At 41.1% G+C, this 23,637-nt stretch carries 22 protein-coding genes and 1 pseudogene; 16 read left to right on the top strand and 7 right to left on the bottom strand.

Annotated features, from left to right (window positions below; all coding sequences use genetic code 11):
* Window positions 1–69 precede the first annotated feature (69 nt).
* From ppsA to NOS7107_RS28365, 4 genes and pseudogenes are all read left to right on the top strand, one after another.
* The gene (ppsA, locus tag NOS7107_RS25845; protein ID WP_015115891.1) at window positions 70–2,583 is read left to right on the top strand and encodes a phosphoenolpyruvate synthase; all 2,514 of its coding nucleotides are present in this window, start codon (window positions 70–72) and stop codon (window positions 2,581–2,583) included.
* Between the two features lie 123 nt (window positions 2,584–2,706).
* Window positions 2,707–3,291, top strand: a complete 585-nt coding sequence (locus NOS7107_RS25840) for a GNAT family N-acetyltransferase (RefSeq protein WP_015115890.1) — start codon at window positions 2,707–2,709, stop codon at window positions 3,289–3,291.
* 20 nt (window positions 3,292–3,311) lie between these two features.
* Window positions 3,312–4,763 (top strand): dolichyl-phosphate-mannose--protein mannosyltransferase, encoded by a 1,452-nt coding sequence (locus NOS7107_RS25835; RefSeq protein WP_015115889.1) that lies wholly within the window; start codon window positions 3,312–3,314, stop codon window positions 4,761–4,763.
* Between the two features lie 13 nt (window positions 4,764–4,776).
* Window positions 4,777–4,952, top strand: a pseudogene (locus NOS7107_RS28365) (histidine kinase dimerization/phospho-acceptor domain-containing protein); the annotation flags it as partial.
* 102 nt (window positions 4,953–5,054) lie between these two features.
* On the opposite strand, the gene trmB reads toward NOS7107_RS28365, so the two are convergent.
* Window positions 5,055–5,693, bottom strand: a complete 639-nt coding sequence (gene trmB / locus NOS7107_RS25830) for a tRNA (guanosine(46)-N7)-methyltransferase TrmB (protein WP_015115888.1) — start codon at window positions 5,691–5,693, stop codon at window positions 5,055–5,057.
* Window positions 5,694–6,106: 413 nt separating this feature from the next.
* Between trmB and NOS7107_RS25825 the strand changes: the two genes are divergently transcribed.
* A complete protein-coding gene (locus NOS7107_RS25825; RefSeq protein WP_044501154.1) occupies window positions 6,107–7,213 on the top strand; it encodes a metallophosphoesterase in 1,107 nt (368 codons plus the stop codon).
* Between the two features lie 116 nt (window positions 7,214–7,329).
* On the opposite strand, the gene NOS7107_RS25820 is transcribed toward NOS7107_RS25825, so the two are convergent.
* A complete protein-coding gene (locus NOS7107_RS25820; protein WP_015115886.1) occupies window positions 7,330–8,538 on the bottom strand; it encodes an FIST N-terminal domain-containing protein in 1,209 nt (402 codons plus the stop codon).
* Window positions 8,539–8,913: 375 nt separating this feature from the next.
* Here NOS7107_RS25820 and NOS7107_RS25815 point away from each other — a divergent pair, with 375 nt between their 5' ends.
* From NOS7107_RS25815 to NOS7107_RS25790, 6 genes are all read left to right on the top strand, one after another.
* Entirely contained in the window at window positions 8,914–9,153 is a 240-nt protein-coding gene (locus NOS7107_RS25815) for a Calvin cycle protein CP12 (protein ID WP_015115885.1), read from the top strand.
* Window positions 9,154–9,569: 416 nt separating this feature from the next.
* The gene (locus NOS7107_RS25810) at window positions 9,570–10,163 is read left to right on the top strand and encodes a DUF3177 family protein (protein WP_015115884.1); all 594 of its coding nucleotides are present in this window, start codon (window positions 9,570–9,572) and stop codon (window positions 10,161–10,163) included.
* Between the two features lie 27 nt (window positions 10,164–10,190).
* Window positions 10,191–10,490 carry a hypothetical protein gene (locus tag NOS7107_RS25805; protein ID WP_015115883.1) on the top strand — a complete coding sequence of 100 codons (300 nt, stop codon included), beginning with the start codon at window positions 10,191–10,193 and terminating at the stop codon, window positions 10,488–10,490.
* A 40-nt stretch (window positions 10,491–10,530) separates the two neighbouring features.
* Window positions 10,531–11,646, top strand: coding sequence for a cobalt-precorrin-5B (C(1))-methyltransferase CbiD (gene cbiD / locus NOS7107_RS25800; RefSeq protein ID WP_015115882.1), 1,116 nt, complete (start codon window positions 10,531–10,533; stop codon window positions 11,644–11,646).
* Between the two features lie 306 nt (window positions 11,647–11,952).
* A complete protein-coding gene (guaA, locus tag NOS7107_RS25795; RefSeq protein WP_015115881.1) occupies window positions 11,953–13,575 on the top strand; it encodes a glutamine-hydrolyzing GMP synthase in 1,623 nt (540 codons plus the stop codon).
* Between the two features lie 76 nt (window positions 13,576–13,651).
* Window positions 13,652–14,131, top strand: coding sequence for a hypothetical protein (locus NOS7107_RS25790; protein ID WP_015115880.1), 480 nt, complete (start codon window positions 13,652–13,654; stop codon window positions 14,129–14,131).
* A gap of 90 nt (window positions 14,132–14,221) precedes the next feature.
* On the opposite strand, the gene NOS7107_RS25785 is transcribed toward NOS7107_RS25790, so the two are convergent.
* On the bottom strand, window positions 14,222–14,842 hold the full coding sequence (locus tag NOS7107_RS25785) for a hypothetical protein (RefSeq protein WP_015115879.1): 621 nt from the start codon (window positions 14,840–14,842) through the stop codon (window positions 14,222–14,224).
* A gap of 8 nt (window positions 14,843–14,850) precedes the next feature.
* Window positions 14,851–15,840, bottom strand: coding sequence for an ATP-binding protein (locus tag NOS7107_RS25780; RefSeq protein WP_015115878.1), 990 nt, complete (start codon window positions 15,838–15,840; stop codon window positions 14,851–14,853).
* Window positions 15,841–15,951: 111 nt separating this feature from the next.
* Here NOS7107_RS25780 and NOS7107_RS25775 point away from each other — a divergent pair, with 111 nt between their 5' ends.
* From NOS7107_RS25775 to NOS7107_RS25765, 3 genes are all read left to right on the top strand, one after another.
* Window positions 15,952–17,118, top strand: a complete 1,167-nt coding sequence (locus tag NOS7107_RS25775) for a DUF58 domain-containing protein (RefSeq protein WP_015115877.1) — start codon at window positions 15,952–15,954, stop codon at window positions 17,116–17,118.
* A 165-nt stretch (window positions 17,119–17,283) separates the two neighbouring features.
* Entirely contained in the window at window positions 17,284–17,649 is a 366-nt protein-coding gene (locus NOS7107_RS25770) for a ferredoxin thioredoxin reductase catalytic beta subunit (RefSeq protein ID WP_015115876.1), read from the top strand.
* A complete protein-coding gene (locus NOS7107_RS25765) occupies window positions 17,646–18,038 on the top strand; it encodes a DUF309 domain-containing protein (RefSeq protein ID WP_015115875.1) in 393 nt (130 codons plus the stop codon). Before NOS7107_RS25770 ends, NOS7107_RS25765 begins: the two co-directional genes overlap by 4 nt.
* Window positions 18,039–18,156: 118 nt before the next feature.
* Here NOS7107_RS25765 and NOS7107_RS25760 read toward each other — a convergent pair whose 3' ends face one another.
* Window positions 18,157–19,518, bottom strand: a complete 1,362-nt coding sequence (locus tag NOS7107_RS25760; RefSeq protein WP_015115874.1) for an NAD(P)/FAD-dependent oxidoreductase — start codon at window positions 19,516–19,518, stop codon at window positions 18,157–18,159.
* Between the two features lie 351 nt (window positions 19,519–19,869).
* Window positions 19,870–21,147 carry an ankyrin repeat domain-containing protein gene (locus NOS7107_RS25755; RefSeq protein WP_015115873.1) on the bottom strand — a complete coding sequence of 426 codons (1,278 nt, stop codon included), beginning with the start codon at window positions 21,145–21,147 and terminating at the stop codon, window positions 19,870–19,872.
* Between the two features lie 247 nt (window positions 21,148–21,394).
* Here NOS7107_RS25755 and NOS7107_RS25750 point away from each other — a divergent pair, with 247 nt between their 5' ends.
* Window positions 21,395–21,865 carry a DUF4079 domain-containing protein gene (locus NOS7107_RS25750; RefSeq protein WP_015115872.1) on the top strand — a complete coding sequence of 157 codons (471 nt, stop codon included), beginning with the start codon at window positions 21,395–21,397 and terminating at the stop codon, window positions 21,863–21,865.
* A gap of 170 nt (window positions 21,866–22,035) precedes the next feature.
* Here the strand turns inward: NOS7107_RS25750 and NOS7107_RS25745 are convergent, their stop codons facing one another.
* On the bottom strand, window positions 22,036–22,716 hold the full coding sequence (locus NOS7107_RS25745) for a DUF1997 domain-containing protein (protein WP_015115871.1): 681 nt from the start codon (window positions 22,714–22,716) through the stop codon (window positions 22,036–22,038).
* A gap of 174 nt (window positions 22,717–22,890) precedes the next feature.
* On the opposite strand from NOS7107_RS25745, the gene NOS7107_RS25740 reads away from it, so the two are divergent.
* Window positions 22,891–23,547, top strand: a complete 657-nt coding sequence (locus NOS7107_RS25740; protein WP_015115870.1) for an NAD(P)H-binding protein — start codon at window positions 22,891–22,893, stop codon at window positions 23,545–23,547.
* Window positions 23,548–23,637 lie beyond the last annotated feature (90 nt).

Below are 23,637 nucleotides of genomic sequence, written 5' to 3'. Positions count from 1 at the left end.
GAGATATCAAAGTTATTCACTAAAATTTAAAACTCATTAACGAGAATATCTATTTGGGAGGTAACACTTATGGTTACAGTATCTCATCAAACATTTTCTTCACTTTCTCAAGAGCGATCGCTGATTCTTTGGTTTGATGAGGTAGGCATTAAAGATATACACCTAGTAGGTGGAAAAAATGCCTCCTTGGGAGAGATGATTCAACAATTAAACCCCAAAGGTGTGAATGTACCAATGGGGTTTGCAACTACGGCTTATGCTTATCGTTATTTCATCCAATCAGCAGGTTTAGAAGCAAAATTACGTCAACTTTTTGCTGACTTAAATGTTGAGGATGTAAACAATTTACGCGAACGTGGAGACAAAGCGCGATCGCTATTACTGCACACACCATTCCCTGAAGATTTACGACAGGCAATTGCCAAAGCCTACACAAGTTTATGTGATCAATATCAAACTGAAACTGATGTTGCAGTCCGTTCTAGCGCCACTGCTGAAGACCTCCCCGATGCGAGTTTTGCTGGACAGCAAGAAACTTATTTAAATATTGTTGGTGTGGAAGAAGTAATCACAGCTTGTCACAAATGTTTTGCTTCTATATTTACTGACCGCGCTATTTCTTATCGTCATACTAAAGGATTTGATCATTTTGATGTGGCTTTATCCGTTGGTGTCCAAAAAATGGTGCGTTCTGATTTAGCAACATCTGGGGTGATGTTTTCGATTGATACCGAGACCGGGTTTAAAGATGCCGCTTTGATTACGGCTGCATACGGTTTAGGTGAAAACGTCGTCCAAGGTGCCGTCAATCCCGATGAATATGTGGTATTTAAACCCACATTAAAAACAGGTTTTCGCCCAATTCTAGATAAGAAATTGGGTAGTAAAGAAATCAAAATGATTTATGTGCCGGCAACGGAAATAGATGTCATGGCTTGTGCTGCTGATAGCGCCCATACATTAACAGTTAGGGCAGAAGATGATAATTGTAAGTTAACCAAAAATGTACCCGTTAGTGAAAGCGATCGCACTAAATTTGCCCTGAATGATGAAGAAATTTTACAACTAGGAAAATGGGCGTGCGTCATCGAAGACCATTATTCCCAAGTCCACGGTAATTACACCCCAATGGATATTGAGTGGGCAAAAGATGGCATTACCAATCAACTATTTATAGTGCAAGCGCGTCCTGAAACTGTGCAGTCGCAGAAAAACGGCAATGTCTTGCGGAGTTATCGCTTGATATCAGGTAAGGAAACCCCATTACCTCTAGTTACAGGACGCGCCATAGGCGAAGCCATCAGCCAAGGTAAAGTCCGCCTAATTTTAGATGTCCGCAACATTCAGGAATTTCAACCGGGGGATGTCTTAGTCACCGAAAGAACCGACCCCGACTGGGAACCAATTATGAAACGCGCCAGTGCAATTATTACCAACGCTGGCGGACGTACCTGTCATGCAGCGATTATTGCACGAGAATTGGGTGTGCCGGCGATCGTTGGTTGCGGGAATGCGACACAAGTCTTGCAAAATAATCAAGAAGTCACAATTTCCTGTGCTGAAGGCGAAGAAGGTCAAGTTTATCCCGGCTTATTACCTTTTGAAGTCAAAGAAGTTCCCTTAGAAAACTTACCCCACACCCGCACGCAAATTTTAATGAATGTGGGAAATCCTCAAGAGGCTTTTAGCTTATCTGCAATTCCCAATGATGGCGTAGGTTTAGCGCGGACGGAATTTATCATTGCGAATCAAATTCAAATTCATCCGATGGCGTTAATTCACTACAACCAATTGCAAGATGAAAAAGTGAAAGCCCAAATTGCAGAAATCACTTCACTTTATGATGATAAACCACAATATTTTGTGGATAAATTAGCCCAAGGTATAGGCAGAATTGCCGCAGCCTTCTATCCCAAACCTGTAATTGTGCGGATGTCAGATTTTAAGAGTAATGAATACGCCAATTTATTAGGTGGTAAACAATTTGAACCTCATGAAGAAAACCCCATGCTGGGTTGGCGTGGTGCAGCACGTTATTATGATGAGGGTTATAAAGCCGCTTTTGCCTTAGAATGTCAAGCCATCAAACGAGTCCGAGATGAAATGGGTTTAACCAATGTCATCCCCATGATTCCATTTTGCCGCACTCCCGAAGAAGGGCGGTTAGTATTAGCAGAGATGGCAAAAAATGACTTAAAACAAGGTGTGAATAACTTGCAAGTTTATGTCATGTGCGAGTTACCAAGTAACGTAATTTTGGCAGAAGAATTTGCAGAAGTATTTGATGGTTTTTCCATCGGTTCCAATGATTTAACTCAGCTAACCTTGGGTTTAGACAGAGATTCGGCTTTAGTCGCCAGATTATTTGATGAACGCAGTCCCGCCGTTAAGCAAATGGTCAAAATGGCCATTGAATCAGCCAAAAAACGCCACCGAAAAATCGGTATCTGCGGACAAGCACCCAGCGATTATCCAGAATTTGCCCAATTTTTAGTCGAACAGGGAATTGATTCTATCAGTTTAAATCCAGATTCGGTGTTAAAGACAATGCTGGAAATCGCCAAAGTCGAAAATCCTCAGTAAAAACTAGAAATAGATTTTTAGCCGCAGGATGGTTAAAAGTGCATCTAGAGTTAGTAAGATTAGCAGCAGTAAAAGATTATGACCTAAAGGTAGCGATCGCTGCTAATCTCAACCCAAGGTAAGATGACAATTCTGTTTGAAACTGAACGCTTGCTCATTCGTAGTTGGATACCCGACAGTGATGCTGAACAAGCGTTTGCAATTTATGGTGATCCGGAAGTAACGTACTTTCTTGGTATAAATGCTCTGATCAAGAGCATAGAATTACAACACCAGCACTTAATAGAGAACGTCGAGGAATACCAAAGATTAAATAATGGTACTGGGTCTTGGGCAATTGTAGAAAAAGAAACCACAGAAATTGTCGGCACGATCCTCCTCGAACAACTACCTGATAATCATCGTTTACCTACTCAGGATTATGAGGTTGGTTGGCACTTACGACGTGCTTCTTGGGGTCAAGGGTATGCAACAGAAGCAGCACAAGCTATGCTCAAATACGGATTTAATATACTGCAATTGCCTGTAATTTATGCTGTTGTCAAACCAGAACATCATGCCTCTATCCGCGTTACTCAGCGACTAGGTATGAAACCTATGGGTAGAACAAACAAGTATTACGGCATAGAATTATTTTTGTTCCAAAAAGAAGCTAGGGAGTCAGAGACAACAGAGACACGGCAAAGAATGACAAATAACCATGACTAAAGACTATTGACCATTGACTAATGACTAAAAACTGGTTCCGTATTGGTTTAGCGAGTATATTTTTAATTTCACTCGCTTTGAGGTTTTGGGGATTAGATAGGTTTAACACCTTAGTCTTTGATGAAGTTTACTACGCTAAATTTGGCAACAACTATCTTACTCATGTTCCCTTTTTTGATGGTCATCCCCCATTAGGTAAATATATTATTGCAATGGGAATATGGCTCGGTAGTCATGTAAGATTTGTGCATGAGAGCGTAAATGGACTGACTGGTTCACTGCGATCGCCTTGGGATTATCGTTGGATTAATGCTTTTTTAGGTTCGTTTATCCCTTTACTCAATGCGGGAATTGCTTATCAATTAAGTTCTCGGCGTAGTTTTGCCTTAATTGCTGGCTTATTCACCGCTGTTGATGGCATATTTATTGTTGAATCTCGCTATGCCTTAATTAATATATATATAGTTTTATTTGGTTTGTTAGGCCATTGGTTATTTCTTTTAGCCTTAAATAACCAGAGACAAAAGCGGAAATTATATTTAATAATTGCGGGTATCGCTTTTGGTTGTTCAATTGCTACTAAATGGAATGGGTTATTTTTTCTAGCTGGCGTTTATTTTTTGTGGATATTTGCTTGGATATGGGATATTTCAGGCAAAAAAATCAATCAGAATCCTCCAGAAAATAATCAACAATCCTCCTCACCGCTACAAAATTTAACTCAATTGTATGTTTGGCAAGTTGTCTTATTTTTAGGAGTCCTCCCACTTACTATTTATAGTCTGAGTTGGATTCCCCATTTACAACTAGATACCAAATACGGATTTATCGCCGTCCACAAGCAAATCTTAGCTTTTCACGAACGGCTGGGTGGAAATAATGCTGAAGTACACCCCTACTGTGCTGCTTGGTATAAATGGCCGTTGTTAACTAGACCAATGGCATATTATTATCAAACAGCCCAAAAAGTGACTGATCCATTACCTGGCTTGGGGCCTGATTTACCTGCTAACGCTGGAAAAATTATTTATGATGTTCATGCAATGGGTAATCCTTTTTTATGGTGGTTTGGTGCTGCTGCCATTTTATTTTTAATAGGAATGCTGATTGTTGCAATATTCATGTTTTGGAAACAGCAAAAACGGTTTACCTTACCAAAAAATATCACTGTTGATACATGGATTGCCTTATATATAGTTGTAAATTATGCCACTAACTTAGCACCTTGGATGAGAGTATCGCGGTGCGCTTTTATTTACCACTACATGACGGCTGTAGTATTTGCATTTTTAGCGATCGCTTGGTTTGTTGATCAGTGTCTGCGTAGTTATTATCGGCCATTGCAGGCGATCGGTGTCACCATTTTTGTGATGATTTTGGTGGCTTTTGTGTATTGGTTGCCCATTTACTTAGGTTTACCCATCACATCCGAAAGTTATAAACTACGGATGTGGTTTAGCTCTTGGATTTAAACCATTACATCAAGTAAATCAGACATTACAATTTCGAGTTGACGATTGCACTGCTGAACTAGTGAAAGCAAATGAAATCACCAGTTCCGATCAGAATTTGTTTCTATGCTTTCTCATGATATTCGTCAACCTCTAAATACCATTCTCTTAGCTGCTGGATTACTGCAAAATAACGAAGATAAATTAACTAATGTATACCCTTGCGCCCAGGTGATACAGCCAAAGCCGAATTATTGATTTTCTACTTGATCCATTTAAGCAGTTACAACAAGAAGGGGTGAAGTTGTAAGATTACCCTTGTTTCACAAATAAAGCGCGATAAATTGGTTCGCCTTTGTTTTGAGTAAATATTTCTCGTTCTGTGGGTACTGCTAATGGATTTTCTGTTAACCATTCATCTGTACCAAATCGCGCAAAGGCTGAGTTTTCGGCAAAGCGATCGCACATTTCTACGGCGACAAACTTCATATCTGATTGCAGAAATACCACCCCACCAACTGCTAAATATTGTGCTAATTCTGCCACTAATTTTGGTTGCACTACACGGCGTTTAGCATGACGATTTTTAAACCACGGATCGGGAAATTGAATCGTCACCCGCTGTAAAATGCCTGGAGTTAAACCAGATAACAGAGATTGCAAAGAGTTATTCGCATTGCCATACAAATAATACAGGTTAGTTAAACCCAACTCAGAACGCAGCTGATTCGCCTCCACTACCAATGATTCCCGAATTTCTAAACCCAAAAAATTCCAGTTAGGTTCTACCTGCGCCATTTGCAACACAAACCGCCCTTTAGCACAACCAATATCTAGATGCAGTGGTTGGTTTGGTTGTGCATAAATTTTTTCCCACTCTAGGGGATTGACTGGTGTGCGATATTTTTGGGCAAGTGGGTTAACGTGTTGGCGGACTCTAACTGCTGCCAAAGTGGATACTCCTTGTAGCAACGACAGTAAACAGTGATTTGTAGAGAAAAATCAAGTATATTATTATATAATAAGTCTAATTTGACAGCTAAATAATTAATGAACTATTCAATTTTTAAAATATTAAACATTCTGTATTTATCAAAAAAAGTTTAAAAAATATCAAATAATCAGTCAACATTTGAGCTATTTTTACGCAGAGATTATATTTTATTTTTCTAGTAGCTAACAAAAATATAGAAATGTTCAATTATACGTGAATAATCAGATCCCCGGCTTCTTCAAGAAGTCGGGGATCTCAGCTTCATATACAAATGTTAAGTAATGATTTTCCGCCAGAGTTGACAGAGCAAAGGTTATACTTTGTGGAAAAGGCTTTTTTTACCCGTATTTATAAAATTGTCTGCAAATCAATGGCTCTCAACTTTCGCTTTGCTGTAGTCAGCGACTTACACATTGCACTTCCCCATACAATCTGGGATCATCCCAGTCGGTTTCATTTGGTGGAAGTTAGTATTCCAGCTTTTGAAAGTGTCATAGAACATTTAACACAACTTGATTTAGATTTTCTGTTGCTTCCAGGGGACTTAACTCAGCACGGTGAACCAGAGAACCATCGTTGGTTACAAAAACGCTTATCTGAGTTGCCATTTCCGGTGTATGTTGTTCCGGGTAATCATGATGTTCCTGTCTTAATGGCAGATCAGCAATCCATTGGTTTTGCTGATTTCCCTCATTATTACGGCAAGTTTGGTTATGACAATCCTGAGCAAATTTACTACACTCAACAAGTGTTACCTGGAGTGCGGTTGATTGGCCTTAATTCCAACTTTTTTAATGAAGAAGGTCAGCAATTAGGGCGTTTAGATAATCAACAACTAATTTGGTTAGAAAATGTTTTAGCAACAGCAACTGAAGAATTAGTGTTGGTGATGGTGCATCACAATGTAGTTGAGCATATACCTCAGCAGTCGCGCCATCCAATGGGCAATCGCTATATGCTGCAAAATGCGCCGCAACTGCTAAAATTGCTCCGTCAGTATCAAGTCAAGTTAGTATTTACAGGTCATCTGCACGTTCAGGATATTGCCTGCTCTGATGGAGTTTACGATATCACTACTGGCTCTTTAGTGAGTTATCCTCATCCTTATCGAGTTTTTGAATTTCGCCAAGATAACTACGGTAGAGAATGGTTGCAAGTTTTATCTCATCGTGTGGAATCTGTACCTGATTTTCCTGATTTGCAACATTTATCAAAACAATGGATGGGCGATCGCTCTTTGCCTTTTTTAATGAAATTTCTCACTCATCCACCGTTAAACTTACCACCAGAACAGGCTCAAGAAATTGCCCCTAGTTTGCGTTACTTTTGGGCAAATATCGCTGATGGCGATGCAATGTTTGACTACCCGCAATTTCCCCAAAAAGTGCGTCATTACATTCAAGCCTACAGTGCGATCGCCCGTTGTGGTACTCCTCACCTCATTGATAACAACAGCACCTTGCTATTGGAAAAATGAGGGATTAGGGGTGTGTGAGAGCAAGGGTGTAGGGGTGAACTTCTTACTCATTACTCAGCGAGAACTTGCGTGCGCGGGTTCCCCTCGTTGAGCAAAGTTCGGTGACTCAGCACTCATTACTCATACTGACGACAAATGCCAAACACAGAAGTGTAACCATGTAAAAAAGTATTACCGCCTACAGGGCCGATTTCGCCACCACAGAAAAAACCACCGATCGGTATATTTTGGAAGTAGCGCCTAAATAGCGAGGAATCAAAATTAGGTTTACCATAAAGTCCTTCACCTCGACCGACGCAAGAAAACATTAAAGCAGCGATCGCCGAGGATGAAGAAGCTTCTTGATTGTGATATTTCTCCAGCAGAAATTCCAAATCTTCTGCGGAAGCTTCAGCATCACGTAAATGAAATTGTAAACGTTGGCCAGGGCGAACGCGATCGCCAATTGCGATCGCACCGCCGGCGGGATCTACCCCTAAAATACTGCGAATTAAAAAGTCTCCTTGTTGCAAAGACAGCTTAAACTCATCCATCGCCACCCCTACAAATAAAGAATGCTGGGCTAAAGTTCGCTCTTGATCACTCAAACTATTAATTAAATCCCGCAGCACCACCAATGGCACTTGCTCATTTAGTTCTAAAATAATATTGCGTTCAGCCTTGGTAATTTGCATCGGTTGACCAATTGGGCGACAGCCTTGAGCCACAATCGTTTCTAAAATAATATTGCCACTCAACGCCAAGCCAACAGTTCCTTCACGATAAAGGCGATCGTTACAAAATAGCGTCTGTCGTCCACCCATACCACCACTGGCTTGTCCCCCCACAATCACAGAACCAGGATAAGCAAAATCTAGACCTTGCAAAAGTTCATTGATTCCTGACGAAAAAGAACTAGACAGCAAAATAAACTGCGGTGTGGCGGATGGTTGTACACCAATCAAATTCACCCAAGCATCTGGTGAACTGTCTAAATCGGGTAACTCTTCCGCCAAAATATGAGAAACTTGAAGATTTACTCCAGGCAGATGTGCCAATGTCAAGCTCAAAGCCGCTTCTGCTTCTATTTCTTGAGTTTGCCCATCAGTTGTAGTACCAATTACACCACCACCGCTACAACCGATCATGACGGGTACGGAAAGTTTTTCTGCCAGCAAAGGTAAAAGCCGGGAATATTCACTAGCAAAAGCAGATGAAATAAATACCAGCCCTAAATCCGCCGATGCTGTTAACAAAGACGTAGTTTTTTGCACCACTTCCGTAACAGCGGCTTCTAGAGAAGGACGGGTTGATAGGGCATTAGCCCACTGCATTTGATCTGCCATGAAATTTCATCTCTTCCTTTTTCGTAGTGCTTTTAGCCCAAGGTTTTGACGAGGCAAAGCTGTCTCACATACTGCCTCACCGCACTGCTTCACCTCCTACATAGCTGCCTTCGCAGACAGATATTCATCAATTCCCATTACATGCAATAAATATAGTTGATAGATGCACTTTCGCAGTACGGACTCTATAAAATCTTAAAAGATAGACAAAGATAGAGTCTGAATATCCTAGTTTGCCGTCGTTATCAATCATCCACCTGCCACATCCACTAAGTAGATCAACTTATTAGGTAGAATGATGAGTGGTAGTACAGAAAATAGCAATTTTTGAATTTTTCTATACTAGTATTAACAGCACACAACAAAACGAAAGCTATGAGCGAAACCAAAGCAAAAGTTGACATCCAAGAACAAATTCAAGAAGAAGTAGAACAAGCTCGTGCAGTTTGTGATATTTCAGGTAGCAATTCTGCTGAGTGCGCTGCGGCTTGGGATGCAGTTGAAGAACTACAGGCTGAAGCTTCTCACCAGCGCCAAAGTAAGCCCAAAAATTCTTTAGAACAGTACTGCGATGACAATCCAGATGCAGCTGAGTGCAGAGTTTACGATGAATAGACATTGAGTGGGTAAATTTCTATTCATCCAGGCAAGCAACCAACATCTGTTTACTGCGACCTTGTACTTCATCTTCTTGGGGTAAGTTTTGTCACCAACCCTCAATATAAGTTGTCAGTTAGTACAAGCTACAAATGTAAAAGATATGCAAGTTGCTTGTTTTTTTACCTACAAAGAGATGAATGTCGCCCCAAGAAAATATTCCCACGCCAATAATTAAATTAATATTAATTTAGATATTTGACCATCAGTCCAACATCAGGCTATCCATAACTATAGCCCCTGTCTTATTCCTAATTTTGTTGCTCAATTAAGTAATTTATTTTGCATAGCTATTTAAAGTATTTGCAGAAGTATCCGTTATATTAAATATCTGTTCTTCATGCAAACTTTTTATTTATCGTCTGGCAACAACAATGAAAGACGTTTGGTTTCGCCCATATATCTGGGCTGATTATCGACTGGCAGTATTATTTACGTTGATTATTCCCCTAATTCTGCTAATTTGGGCATTTGTCCAAAAGGCAGAAGGTATACAACGCCTGTTAATGATTTACTGGCGAGTTGCTAGTCTTTTGGCAATTACAATTTACTTGATGATTGCTGAGTATCCAGTCAGCTTTATTTCCGGGTTGATAGCACGGATTTTGATCCCAATTTCTCTGTGGTTTTGGGTGGATCTCAATGATGAAATTGAGTATCAACCAAGTAGTCTGTTGAAGCTGATTTTTACCTCTTGGCGTTGGGCTGTGACAGTTTATAGCCTGCTGGGTGCGATCGCTTTTCTCCCGTTTATCGGCTGTGCTTTTTCCGAAACAGCCATTAAAACCCCCTATTGTCGAGTTTGGTTTGAAGCGCCCTTACTCTTTAAAGACTATTTCCATCACAACAGCAAGCCGGCATTTCTCGGTTTTCTGGGCATCTCCCTTTTAGCTATTTATGTGCTTTACTTAAGCTACTTTGTTCTCATTAAGCTGGGTAAACAAGGGCGTTCAGCTACACCACATTAATTAACTAAATAGCAAAGTTCCAATTTGATGAGTAATTCCATTGGCAAGCGCCTAGAACAGTACACCAGCAAACGCCCCCAAGAAGTTTTATTGATCACGGTGGAAATAGCCGAAGAACAAGACAAAATTGCGGTTTTTAAAGGTTTTTCGAGTTCTTTGATGCGCCCCACAGCTTTTGATCCTGATGTCCCAGTACTCTTAGACGAGGCCACAATTCTGAGTATCGATCGCATTGCTAGTCCTTATAATCCTGAAGCACCTCGCTACATCGAAAAAGGCATCTCTTGGGAAGTAATGCAAGCTTTATTAGTAGAAGTGGGGGTGTGAAGTATGAAGTATGAAGTATGAAATTTTATATTTTTGACGAATGACCAAAGCCGGATACACTTTACCTGTATTTGCTTGTGCTGGGGCGATCGCGGCGTTACATTGGTTACGCCAACGTCAGCCTTTGCCAACTGTGGCGGTTGATTTAATTACACCACCACAAATCGCTGAAATACCGATTGAACAGGTAGCGGGGGTATCAGCAAATCAGGCACTGGCAATTACCCGAAGTGACCCTGGTGATAATCTTGATCTGACAAGGGATACACCAATTTGGACAATTGTGGAGTGGGGTGGAGACACTAAGTCAGCAGTCACTATCAAAGGTGGTGAAGGGATTGGCAAAATTCTCAATGCAGATGACCAGCCGGCGATTTATAGTTATGCCCAAAGGTTATTGCAAGAGAACTTGCAGCGGATGCTAACGCAGGGTGAGAAAATCACAGTCACAATTATTTTACCGTTCGGGCGATCGCTCGCTGTGCGGACTTCTAATGCTGCCTTTGGTGTAGTGGAAGGACTTTCGCTGTTAGGGACAACCGGGATTTCTCAACCTTTAAGTTCACCAGATCAGTTAGCTGCTTTTCGCACAGAATTACAACAAAAAGCCAGTCGTTTTAATAGTTTGGTATTTTGCATTGGTGAGAACGGTTTAGATTTAGCGGCAAAACTGGGAATTAATCCCGAACAATTAGTCAAAACAGCTAACTGGTTGGGGCCGATGTTGGTTGAAGCGGATGCTTTAGGCGTTAAAGAAATCTTATTGTTTGGCTATCATGGCAAGTTGCTGAAACTCGCTGGAGGGATTTTTCACACCCATCATCATTTAGCTGATGGTCGGCGGGAAATTTTAGCAGCCCACTGTGCTTTGGCGGGGATGCAGTCATCAGATATACAAGTAATATTTAATAGTGCCACGGCAGAAGCGGCACTGAAATATCTGCGAGAATTAGATACTTCTAGTGGTAGTGATTGGGTGAATTTAGTTTATGGTGCGATCGCCCAAGCCATAGATACGCGTTCTCAAGAATACATGGAAAGCCATAATAACCGAGGTACAGCAGTAGCAAAATGTGGCTCAATTCTCTTTGATCGCGATCGCAAAATTATCGTAAAGAGTAAAACTGCTTGTTTCTTGAGCGAGAAATTATGTTAACTTATTATAAATAATCATTAATAATCTACATAAATAGCTTTTTCAGTAACCACTCTAGGGTAAGTTATTCCTTCTAATACTATGTCAGACTGATTAGCCGAGCAAACGCTTCATAACCCGCGTTTGTAGGGGAATCCTTTACCATTTACCAGCCGCAGAAAGCAAATAGAGCCAAGTGCTGAGTATATAACCAGTTGCTAGCTTTGTGCAATCAACATTGTTCTCATCTATTTGACTCAGGCTATAGATGGTATTTTGGTCAGATTACTGTGCAACTATCTACTACTTCATTCAAACTCCCCCATCATGAATACAGCGGTGACTCTACTAACCGAACAAGCGCCTCAACCAGTAGAAGAGTTGAGGCGGCTTGATCGTCAAATGATTGTTATTCTCGATTTTGGCTCTCAGTATTCCGAACTAATTGCCCGACGCATCCGCGAAACTCAAGTATATTCTGAAGTTCTCTCTTATCGCACTACAGCGGAACAATTACAGCAACTCAACCCCAAAGGTATCATTCTCTCTGGTGGGCCGAGTTCAGTTTATAACGAAAAAGCTCCCCATTGTGACCCAGCAATTTGGCATCTTGGCATTCCCATCCTGGGCGTATGTTATGGAATGCAGTTGATGGTCAACCAACTCGGTGGAGAAGTTGCCAAAGCCGATCGCGGTGAATATGGCAAAGCCTCATTATACATAGATGATCCCACAGACTTATTAACTAACGTCGAAGATGGCACAACCATGTGGATGAGCCACGGCGACTCTGTAATTCAAATGCCACCTGGTTTTGAAGTCTTGGCACATACAGAAAATACCCCTTGTGCAGCCATCGCCGACCACGAAAAGAAACTATATGGTGTGCAGTTCCACCCCGAAGTTGTACATTCCATCGGTGGTTTAGCCTTAATTCGCAACTTTGTGTATCATATCTGCGAATGCGAACCAACCTGGACAACCGCCGCCTTTGTCGAAGAAGCAATCCGGGAAATTCGCGGGAAAGTTGGCGATAAACGCGTACTTTTGGCACTATCTGGGGGAGTTGATTCTTCTACCCTAGCCTTTTTACTGCATAAAGCGATCGGCGATCAGCTGACTTGTGTATTTATCGACCAAGGCTTTATGCGGAAATATGAACCAGAACGGTTGGTGAAATTATTCCAAGAACAGTTTCATATTCCTGTAGAATATGTCAATGCCCGCGATCGCTTCTTAGATACTATCGCTGGTGTCACCGACCCCGAAGAAAAACGCCGCCGCATCGGTCACGAATTCATTAGTACATTTGAAGAAGCATCCAAGCACTTCGGCCCCTTTGATTATTTAGCCCAAGGGACACTTTATCCAGACGTAATCGAATCTGCCGATACCAACGTTGACCCCCAAACAGGTGAACGGGTAGCAGTCAAAATTAAAAGCCATCACAACGTCGGCGGTTTACCCAAAGATTTGCGATTTAAACTAGTTGAACCCCTGCGGAAACTATTTAAAGATGAAGTCCGCAAAGTTGGTCGTTCTATTGGTTTACCAGAAGAAATCGTCCAACGCCAACCCTTCCCCGGCCCTGGTTTAGCAATTCGCATCATCGGTGAAGTCACCGCCGAACGCCTGAATATTCTCCGCGATGCCGATTTAATTGTCCGCCAAGAAATCAATCAACGTGGATTATATAACGAAGTTTGGCAAGCCTTTGCTGTATTATTGCCAATTCGCAGCGTTGGCGTGATGGGTGATCAGCGTACTTATGCTCATCCTGTAGTTTTGCGGATTATCACCAGTGAAGACGGTATGACCGCAGATTGGGCGCGTCTTCCTTATGAAATTTTGGAAGTAATTTCTAACCGAATTGTCAATGAAGTTAAAGGTGTGAATCGCGTAGTTTACGACATCACATCTAAGCCACCTGGAACCATTGAATGGGAGTAATTAGATAGATATTTAAATGAAAGATTGAGGTGGGAAATTCCCACCTTTTTTTTGAAAAAATAAACGGAATATTGATATGCCTCTAAACATATTTATAGACTATAAACTCATCAATGATTTGCAGTGGCATACAGTTGAAATGTCACCTGAAGAGTATTTTGATACTAGTTTGTTAGAAAAAGATGAAAAATTAATATGGAACAGTATTCCAGAATATAATCATGCAATCGAATATTTAGATATTGACCTATGTTTACTTTCTAATACAAGAACAAGAATTAGAATTCAAGACAGCGAGTTTTTAATAACCTTAACAATAACAACAACATTTTGGAATAATGGACAAAATTTAATTATTGAGCGCATTGATAATGCTCTAGATGAAACTAAGTCTGTAATGATAATACAAACTAAATTGCAAGAAGACCCGACTGTATGGGAAATCATGAGGTTCAAGAAAAAAAGTGATGTACTTGAGCTTGAATTTCACACGTTCATCAGAGAAAATGAAGACGGTTCTCAGACAGAGAAAAAAATTTTTCCAAAGGAAATATGAAATACTTAGGACTTACACAACGCCAATAATGTCATTGTGCCCGGAACGAAGTGTAGGGAAACAATCCCATTTTAATTATTTCGTAACCAATCAAAAATCAATATAATCAGCAAATTCGATAATACATCGACTATTCTTAAACTCTACAAGTAACCATTCTTCATCACCCAATTCATTGTAATGTACATAACCATCACAAAACGGGTGAACATGCTCAGGTTCAAGCAGCAGTAACTCCCAAAATGCCTTGGCAATAGATTGATATACTTCTGTTAATAAGGTATCTGGAATAAATCGTAACCCAACACGTAAATCATAGTCTTCACAAACAAATGGATATGCTACCCAGTCATCATTGACAGAAGATTGCTGACAAGCTACAAATGTTTGCTCTAGCAAGGCGTATTTATAATCGGCAAATGGCAAACTTAAAGGTGTAAAACCAAATATTGCCGGAACTCTAGCACGCACCCAGACAGCATCAGCGATTTTGCCGCATTCGTGACGACAACGGTCGATAATTTTTGGTAATTGATTGTCTATGTAGTCTGTTAGGGGAAATGTTGGAGTTTCTTCTTGTCTACGATAAGGTCTAATGTTTATTCCGTCGTATAATTCTCCTAAAACTGGGGCAAACACAAATTTGTTATATTCAGCAGGTCTTCCCAGAACTTGCCATAAGTATCCATTTTTGATAGTAATAGAAACCATTGATTATATTAGGTTAATTCACTTCGATACTGAGATAAAGGTTCGCGCAGTGCTTCTTGAATTACTTCCTTAATATGGGGTACATCCAATCTATCTCGCGTCGGCCCGGCAAAACGCGGGTCATACATCACAATATGAATTAAGCTCAGTGCAGGTTTCCAGTTGACCTCTGCTAACGCTTGTGAAAAACCTTCTACATGGCTACCGTCATCTGGGGTTCTGGCTCCATTTACCCATGAAAATGTTTGGGTTGGCGAGAAGCGATCACCAAAAGCAGCTGCTTCAATCAAAATATTTTCATGATGCAAAGTTACATGAAATGGCTCATTGTTAGCGTCTGTTTGCCGAGTCAAAAATATATATCCCAGCATTTTTAGCCCTTGCGGTGCATAGAAACGCTCTTCATTTAATCCAATCCTTAACCCAGCAAATAAATGAGCCGTGTCAAACAAAGCCCTACGAATTATCCCGACTCTGGGTTGCGTTTGCCTAAAAAGTTCAGGATCAGGTGTTACTTCAATTTTTGTTCCTCGACCATTACCTTGTTCAATAATCTTGGCAGAACCTTGGGCAATTCCTTTATTAAAAGACTGTTCCCACAGCATTCCAGAACGCCAACTTTGTACAGTTAGTTGAATACTAGTAGCATTAATTGGAGCCAGCCCAACACCAAGTCTAGCCATGTGAACATGGGGAACGTGTTCATTATATGAGCGTGTCCGATGGATAGAGGTGAGAAACTTAGTAGCCAGACTAACACCTTCGATATCACTGGGTTCATCAAATGGGAGTCCTGGGCCGTCATCTACAACTGAGATAGTTGCTCCATCTAAAGTTACATTCACAAAGGTTGCTTGATGTGCCAGGTAAGCATCAAGGACATTGGATACAAGTTCATAAACAAACTGTTCTGTACCTCGCACTCCTCTACCGAAGTAAATACCGCCTCGGCGAATAATTGCATTGCTTTCTTCTATGTGACTCCAATTGTTAGTCATTTTTAAATCATAAAGGTGATGCTTGCTAATTATTATGCTCGTTCTGCTACTGAAATAACCTCAGCACCATACACCTGTGAACTTTCGGTGATGTTGGGTTAAAAAAGAAACATGAAAATTATCAAACATATCACCAATTGGTTAGAAAATCGCGCAAGTACGCCGACATACGGCGGTTGGGTGCTTGCGGGAATTGCCATTTGTTTTTTTGGCGCGGCTGTGAATACGATGGCGGGTTGGCTGTACGCCATTAGCGGTGTGAGTGTGGCGCTGTTAGCAGTAGCAGCAGTTTTACCACCGCGATCGCTTGTTGGTTTAACTATCACCCGCCATTCGATTCAACCTGTCTCCGCTGGGGATGACCTGACTGTAGAATTAGAAATCCATAATTCCACACCACAATCTGTCAGTTTGCTGCAAGTCGAGGATATTTTGCCTTTTGTTTTGGGTAAGCCAATTAAACAGGCGATTGAAATTATTCCGAGTAAAAATAGTTACCGTTGGGTTTATTACCATCCTACCCAGCGCCGAGGTATTTATCGCTGGCACAATGTTGAATTAGCGACTGGCGCACCTTTAGGTTTATTTTGGTGTCGTCGTCAGCGAAATTGTGAGGCGACGGCCATTGTTTACCCGACTGTATTACCTTTAACTACTTGTCCGTTAGTGGATGAAATGGGGCTAGAAGAAAGCAAAAAAGGCGATTCGATCAATCGACCTTTGCAGACTGCAACATCAGGATTAGTGCGATCGCTGCGTCCCTACCGTATTGGCGACCCCACCAGACTCATCCACTGGCGAACAAGCGCCCGTTATGGTGAGTTACGTGTCCGAGAGTTAGAAGTTGTCACAGGTGGAGAAGAAATAGTTATTGCTTTAGATAGTGCGGGTAAATGGCAAGAAGACGATTTTGAACAAGCCGTAATTGCCGCAGCAAGTTTGTATTTTTACACACAACGCATGGGGATGCCTGTTAAACTCTGGACAGCATCGACAGGTTTAGTGAAAGGCAATACTACTGTTTTAGAAACCTTAGCCGCAACAACATTTTCAGAAGATATCAGCAATCAAGAAGCGCCAAACAATCCGTTAATTTGGTTAACTCAAAATTCTCTGACACTATCTTCTTTACCCCAAGGTAGTCGCTGGATTTTGTGGCAAAATAGTAATTCCTCAGATCAAGCATCAGTGGTAGTTAATCGTGATCGCCCTGGTGTTGTTGTGCAGAGCGAACAGGCATTGCAAACTCAGCTACAAAAACCTGTACAAGCATTGTAAATGAGTATTCTATGTATTCAATATTTCAATGAATGCTGATATATTTAGGTTTTTGTCCGGCATCATCATTAAATCTGCTCAGGTTGGGGAGATATCCCCAGTAACAGCACCTTGAGGCTGAGGTACAATGCAAAGAAATATTTAAATTATGAGCGACCGATCCACATGATCACATCAGAGGTTAACGCAAATTCCAGCGATAAAAGCCTAGAGGCAATGCGGCATTTTTCCGAACAATACGCCAAGCGTACTGGAACGTACTTCTGTAGTGAACCTTCGGTTACAGCAGTGGTAATTGAAGGGTTAGCCAAACATAAAGACGATCTAGGTGCGCCTTTGTGTCCCTGTCGCCACTACGAAGACAAAGAAGCTGAAGTCAAAGCTACATATTGGAACTGTCCTTGCGTACCGATGAGAGAACGCAAAGAATGTCACTGTATGCTATTTCTCACACCAGATAATGAGTTTGCTGGTGAACAGCAAGAAATATCTCTCGAAACTATTAAAGAAGTAAGAGATACTATGGCATGAGCGAAACTATGCCCCAAGAGTTTTGGCAAGGTGTAGAACAGTTCAACTCTGGGCAGTTTTACGCCTGTCATGACACTTTAGAGGCTTTGTGGATCGAAGCCAGCGAACCTGAAAAAACTCTTTATCAGGGGATTCTCCAAATTGCTGTAGCCTTATATCATCTCAGAAATAATAATCTGCGGGGTGCGGCTATTTTACTCGGAGAAGGAAGTAATCGCCTACGCCGTTATCCAGATACTTATGGCGGTATTAATGTAGATGAGTTATTAAGTCAAAGTGCAGCATTATTGACGATATTACAGCAAACAGGCGTAAACAATATATCCGCAGATGAATTGCTTCAAAGTCAAGTTTTGCCTATACCCAGAATTTTACTATCTCAAGATTAGTCAAGTTTTTTCAGGTGGTTAGGAATGAGGAATTGGGGAATAAATTTTTCTACTCCCCAATTTTTTGCTTAATTAACAAGGCTTGAAAGGTGTTAAACGATTCTTTGCTTTTGCCTTTTTAGACGTTAACTATTTCTCTAGGTGGCGTTGCTTTGTAATAGCTAGTAGAAACTTCATTATCTATTTGTAGCAGCGATTGTTGCCCAGTAATTAATCTTGCGCCACGTTTGCGGGTGACATAGTTCCATACCCACTGAATCATCACTACTAGTTTGTTATCAAACTCGATTAAGAAGTAGATATGAATCACTAGCCAAAATAGCCAAGCAAAGAAGCCTTTGAGTTTGACAAAGCCTAAATCAACAACGGCTAAATTTTGCCCAATCATGGCTAAACTACCGCGATCGCTATAATTAAATGCAGGTAAGGTATTACCTTTGAGTTTTTGTTGAATTAATTTAGCAACGTATTCTCCCTCTTGCATAGCTACTGGTGCAACACCAGCGAGAGGTTTGCCGTTTTGATGAGAGAAGTTTGCTAAGTCGCCAACCACATGAATATTGGGATAGCCTTTAATGCTTAAGTCGGGTTCAACAATTACTCTTCCGGCGCGATCGCATTCTGCACCAGTAGATTCTGCTAAGACTTTGCCCATCGGTGAAGCTTTCACACCTGCTGCCCATAATACCGTTTTTGCAGCAATTTCTTTAACTTCATCACCTTGTTTGAGGGTGACAACATCGTTTTCAATGTTGGTGACTAAAGTTTTTGTCTTAACGCTGACACCCAATTGTTGTAAGGATGCTTCGGCTTGCTGAGATAATTCTGGTGCAAAAGGTGGCAAAATCCGATCTAGTCCTTCTAAAAGTAAAACTCTGGCTTCTGAAGTGTCGATGTTACGGAAGTCTTCTTTAAGGGTTTGATAGGCGAGTTCAGCGATCGCACCTGCTAATTCTACCCCTGTCGGGCCACCACCCACAATTACAAAAGTTAACCAAGCCTGGCGTTTTTCGGGATCAGTTTCTTTTTCGGCTGCTTCAAACGCCGAGAAAATCCGGCGACGCATTTCTATCGCATCTTCTACAGTTTTTAACCCAGGAGCAAAATCTTCCCAGCTATCTTTACCAAAATAGGAATGCTTGGCACCTGTAGCCACTATTAATGTATCGTATGGTATCGCTTGATCTCCCAAAAAAACTTGCTGTGCTTGGGGATCAATATTATTGACTTCTCCCAATAACACTGTTGTATTTTTGCTTTTGCTTAGTACCGAACGCAAAGGTGAGGAAATATCGGCGGGTGATAGTGTACCTGTAGCAACTTGGTACAGCAATGGCTGGAAGAGGTGAAAATTCCGTTTGTCAATCAGTGTAACGTTGACTTTCGCCTTAGCCAGTGATTTTGCTGCATACAGTCCACCAAAGCCACCACCAATGATTACTACTTGATGAGGTGGGTTATTCTCAAGGGGGTCTACCATAAGAAGAAATATTTCCTAGTGTTACGGGTGCTGTAACTATTCTTAACAAAAAAGTATCAAACTTGTCATATCTTTTTCTGTTCACCTTGCACAAATGAAAAAAACATAAAGGTGCGTCAGACTACAATCACGAAGTAACAATAGCCGTCTGATTTGATTTTTGAAAAAATACATAGCATTTCCTAATATGCTGAAGTACTAAATACATTGCTAATAAAATTAGGCAACCCTCTGCGTTCAAAAACATCAGTTCCGTACCTCACTTAACCGGAAATGGCTATAAGTAGGCGAAGACAAAGCCTGCGCCCCTACAAATTCTTGTATATGTATCAAGATTTTGGTGAATTGGTATTACTCTTGTGCGCCGGCTGTTTGCAAAAGTTTGACTATATCTTGATAGCCGTTAAATTCTGCCAGCATCAAAGCTGTATAAGCACCACGATTTTTTAAATTGGGGTTTGCGCCAGCTTGGAGTAATATCTGCACAGTCTTAGTGTATCCGCCAGAGGCCACCCACATTAATGCTGTTGCTCCGGCTATATCTTGAAAATTGACATCTGCGCCTTTAGCAATTAACAGTTGAATAATTTCTATCTGATTGCCTTTAGCCGCCTTTAACAAAGCAGTCTGACTGTCATTTCCCAGAGTATTAGGATTAGCGCCGTAGTCTAATAATACTTGGACTGTTTTGGTGTGTCCCAACGATACAGCAGCCATTAAAGGAATTTCTAATTCTCCATAGGAATTGGCACTAGAATGCAGCAGTGCTTCGAGAATTTCGCTGTGTCCTTGTAAGACTGCAACGAGTGTGGGAGTATCGCCTAAATTATTTCTGATTTGAACATTTGCACCGCGACTGAGTAAAACTTTCACTACGTCAAGATGGCCTTCGACAACGGCAATATGTAATGCTGTTTCACCGTCTTTGTCTTGCAGATTAATTTCTGCACCTTTATCTAGTAAAGCAGATGCGATCGCACTATTACCAGATGCCGCAGCAGCCGATAATGCTGCACCCCCATCACTGTTTTGTAAGTTAGCGTCTGCGCCTGCGGCTAACAATGCTTGGACAATCTCTAAATTGCCCAAGTCCGCCGCAATCATCAACAGTGTTTCACCATCTTCATCTTGAAGATTTACATCTGCACCATTTTGTGCTATGAGTTGCACAACTTCTAGGTGTCCTTGTTTGACTGCCAATTTCAAAGCAGTGTCATCATCTTTATCGGCAATATTTACTTTCGCACCAGCCGCAAGTAATATCCGCACTATCTCTACATAACCTTTGAGTGCAGCGGCCATTAATGCGGTGCTGCCATCTTCGTTGATAGCATCAACATCAGCACCCCTCGACACTAAAAGCTGCACAATATCTACCTGGTTATTACTCGCAGCCAACATCAACGCCGTTAACCCATAGCGTTTTCTTGGCAAGTTGAGATTTGCCCCCGCATCTAAAAGTGATCGCACAATTTCTGTGTAGCCTAAATTAGCAGCATACATTAATGCCGTAGTTCCATCGCGATCGCACCCATCCACCTTTACACCAGCAGCGAGAATTTCACTCAGCCGCTTGATATCCCCATTTTTCGTAGCCTTCAGCAGCAAGACATCGTTGTTTTCAGTCATTAATTAAATCCTGCCTGGGCAGTTTCATCATCTAGTCCCCAGATTTAGTTTGAAATTCTTTAAGTACTTTTGCAATAGGTCTGTATTAAGAAAGTCCTGAGTAAAAATATTAGTATTTGTAAAGTTGTGTTGCAGCAGGATTGATCGACCCAAAGTGTGTATGCAGTCTATCACGCCTAATTAATTACTAATTACCCTGAGACTTATGCTAATTTTTATTAAGATTTAAGAATTGGGCGAGAACACAATGACTCCTGAAATATCTCCCTCTGTGAAATACTGGCTTAACTTTTTCCACCCGCTAATGATGTGGGTACTTTTAGCGATTTCACTTTATGCTGCTTATTTAGGATTGCAAGTACAGCGTACTAGAAACGCTCAAGGGGAAGAAAAGAAAGAACTGATTAAAGGTAAATTTAACGTCAAACACTACCAAATGGGGTCAATTCTCTTAGCGTTGATGGTAGCAGGCGCAGTTGGAGGGATGGCTGTTACCTATATTAATAACGGCAAGTTATTTGTAGGGCCGCACTTGCTTGCAGGTTTAGGCATGACTAGTTTAATCGCTTTTTCGGCTGCCCTATCTCCTTTTATGCAAAAAGGAGCCAATTGGGCAAGAGTCACTCACATTTTATTGAATTTCGTGATTTTAGGTCTTTTTACTTGGCAGGCGATTACTGGCGTACAAATTGTGCAAAGAATTCTGAGTAATGCTTAGTTATAGCAAGGTGCTGAGTACTGAGTGCTGAGTATAAAACCAGTAATTATGAGGCTTTGAGTAATCAACACTGTCCTAAGAAATGATGTAAGGGCGAACGGCCATTCGCCCCTACCAAGGATTTCGGGAAACGCAGAATTAATTTTCTGAGATGTCTATTGACTTTTGACTTACCGCTTCTTTTGAGAATTAGCAGGAAAAGGTATGCCTATCGACTGATGAAAATCTTCTTGAACTTTGCGGGTTAAGCGGCGAGAAACTTGGCGGACAATTTGATTAAGTAAGCGATCGCCTGTAGATTGAATCAGAGACTTGGGTAATCGTTGAATAAACCTGGGAAAGTGAAGATAAACTTTTAAATCTAAATCCCATTCAACTCGCGTTACCCCAGCAGACATCGCCGCATCATCACTAGGATAATCTTTGAGTTGCATTGATGCTTTATAATCTACGTCATAACCCGGTGCTTGATAATCAGGAATAGGGATAGTCCGAATGCGATATATGCCTTCTTCCGGTGGTAAAAGTTCTAAACCAATTTTTGGCTCAACTTCATAACCAAACGAGCCAAAACGACCAATAGTCAAAGCATAGCCATTTTCTCCTAATGGCTGCACCTTCATTGGTTCAGCGCAACGTGTAAACCACGACGAATGAGCATTGAGATATTCCGCAACTTGATGTATTGGGGCATACATCGCCATATAATCGCTGTAGCAACCGCAAAACTGGGTTTGTGTCGCTAAAGTTGCATCTGTAACTACATGATCAGTTTCTACTAAGTTGGATTCTACAGGTAAAACAGTTTCTTTTATATCTAAGGACTGATATTCGCCGTTTGTTGAAAGCATCAAAGCATTCCCCTCTGAGTTGGCGTTTGGCTATATTTATAATTCCCAGCTTACTTGGGTGATTTCCTACGCAAGATCTTATTTTGGCTGAAATTTCAAGATTCTGTCATGAACTTTATGAAATCACTAAAATACGGATAAATCACATACTAGTTTTTTAGGATAGCGTTTGTTATGAAAGCATTTGTAGCAGGGGCCACAGGTGAGACAGGCCGCCGAATTGTCCAAGAGTTGGTAGCGCGTAACATTCCTGTGCGTGCTTTGGTGAGAGATGTAGAAAGAGCTAGAGCAATTTTGCCTCCCGATGTGGAATTGGTTGCAGGTGATGTCTTGCAACCCGAAAACCTCGCTACAGCATTAGGAGATAGCACTGTATTGCTGTGTGCAACAGGGGCGAAACCAAGTTTTGATCCGACTGGGCCATATAAAGTAGATTTTGAAGGGACTAAAAATTTAGTGGAGGCTGCTAAAGCTAGAGGAATTGAGCATTTTGTTTTAGTTTCTTCGTTGTGTACATCACAGCTATTCCATCCTTTGAATCTGTTCTGGCTGATTTTAGTTTGGAAAAAACAAGCCGAGGAATATATTCAAAAAAGTGGTCTCACCTATACTATTGTGCGACCAGGTGGGTTAAAAAATGAAGATAACTCTGACGCGATAGTTATGCAGAGTGCAGATACATTATTTGATGGGAGTATTCCTCGGCAAAAAGTTGCTCAAGTTTCTGTCGAAGCACTCTTTGAGCCAGCCGCCCGCAATAAAATTGTGGAGATTATTGCTAAACCAGAAGCTAGTGCAAAAACCTTTGGGGAATTATTTCAGCAATGCTGAGTCTAGAGTCTGTAGTGAATAGTCAAGGGAAATTACCATTGACTATTCACTATTGACCATTGACCATTAACAAAAACGAAGGAGTCAAAA

The organism is Nostoc sp. PCC 7107 (genome assembly GCF_000316625.1).
In the GTDB taxonomy this organism is placed as follows: domain Bacteria; phylum Cyanobacteriota; class Cyanobacteriia; order Cyanobacteriales; family Nostocaceae; genus Nostoc_B.
Note: the sequence above shows the minus strand (reverse complement) of the source record. Positions and strands in the feature narration are given on the sequence as shown.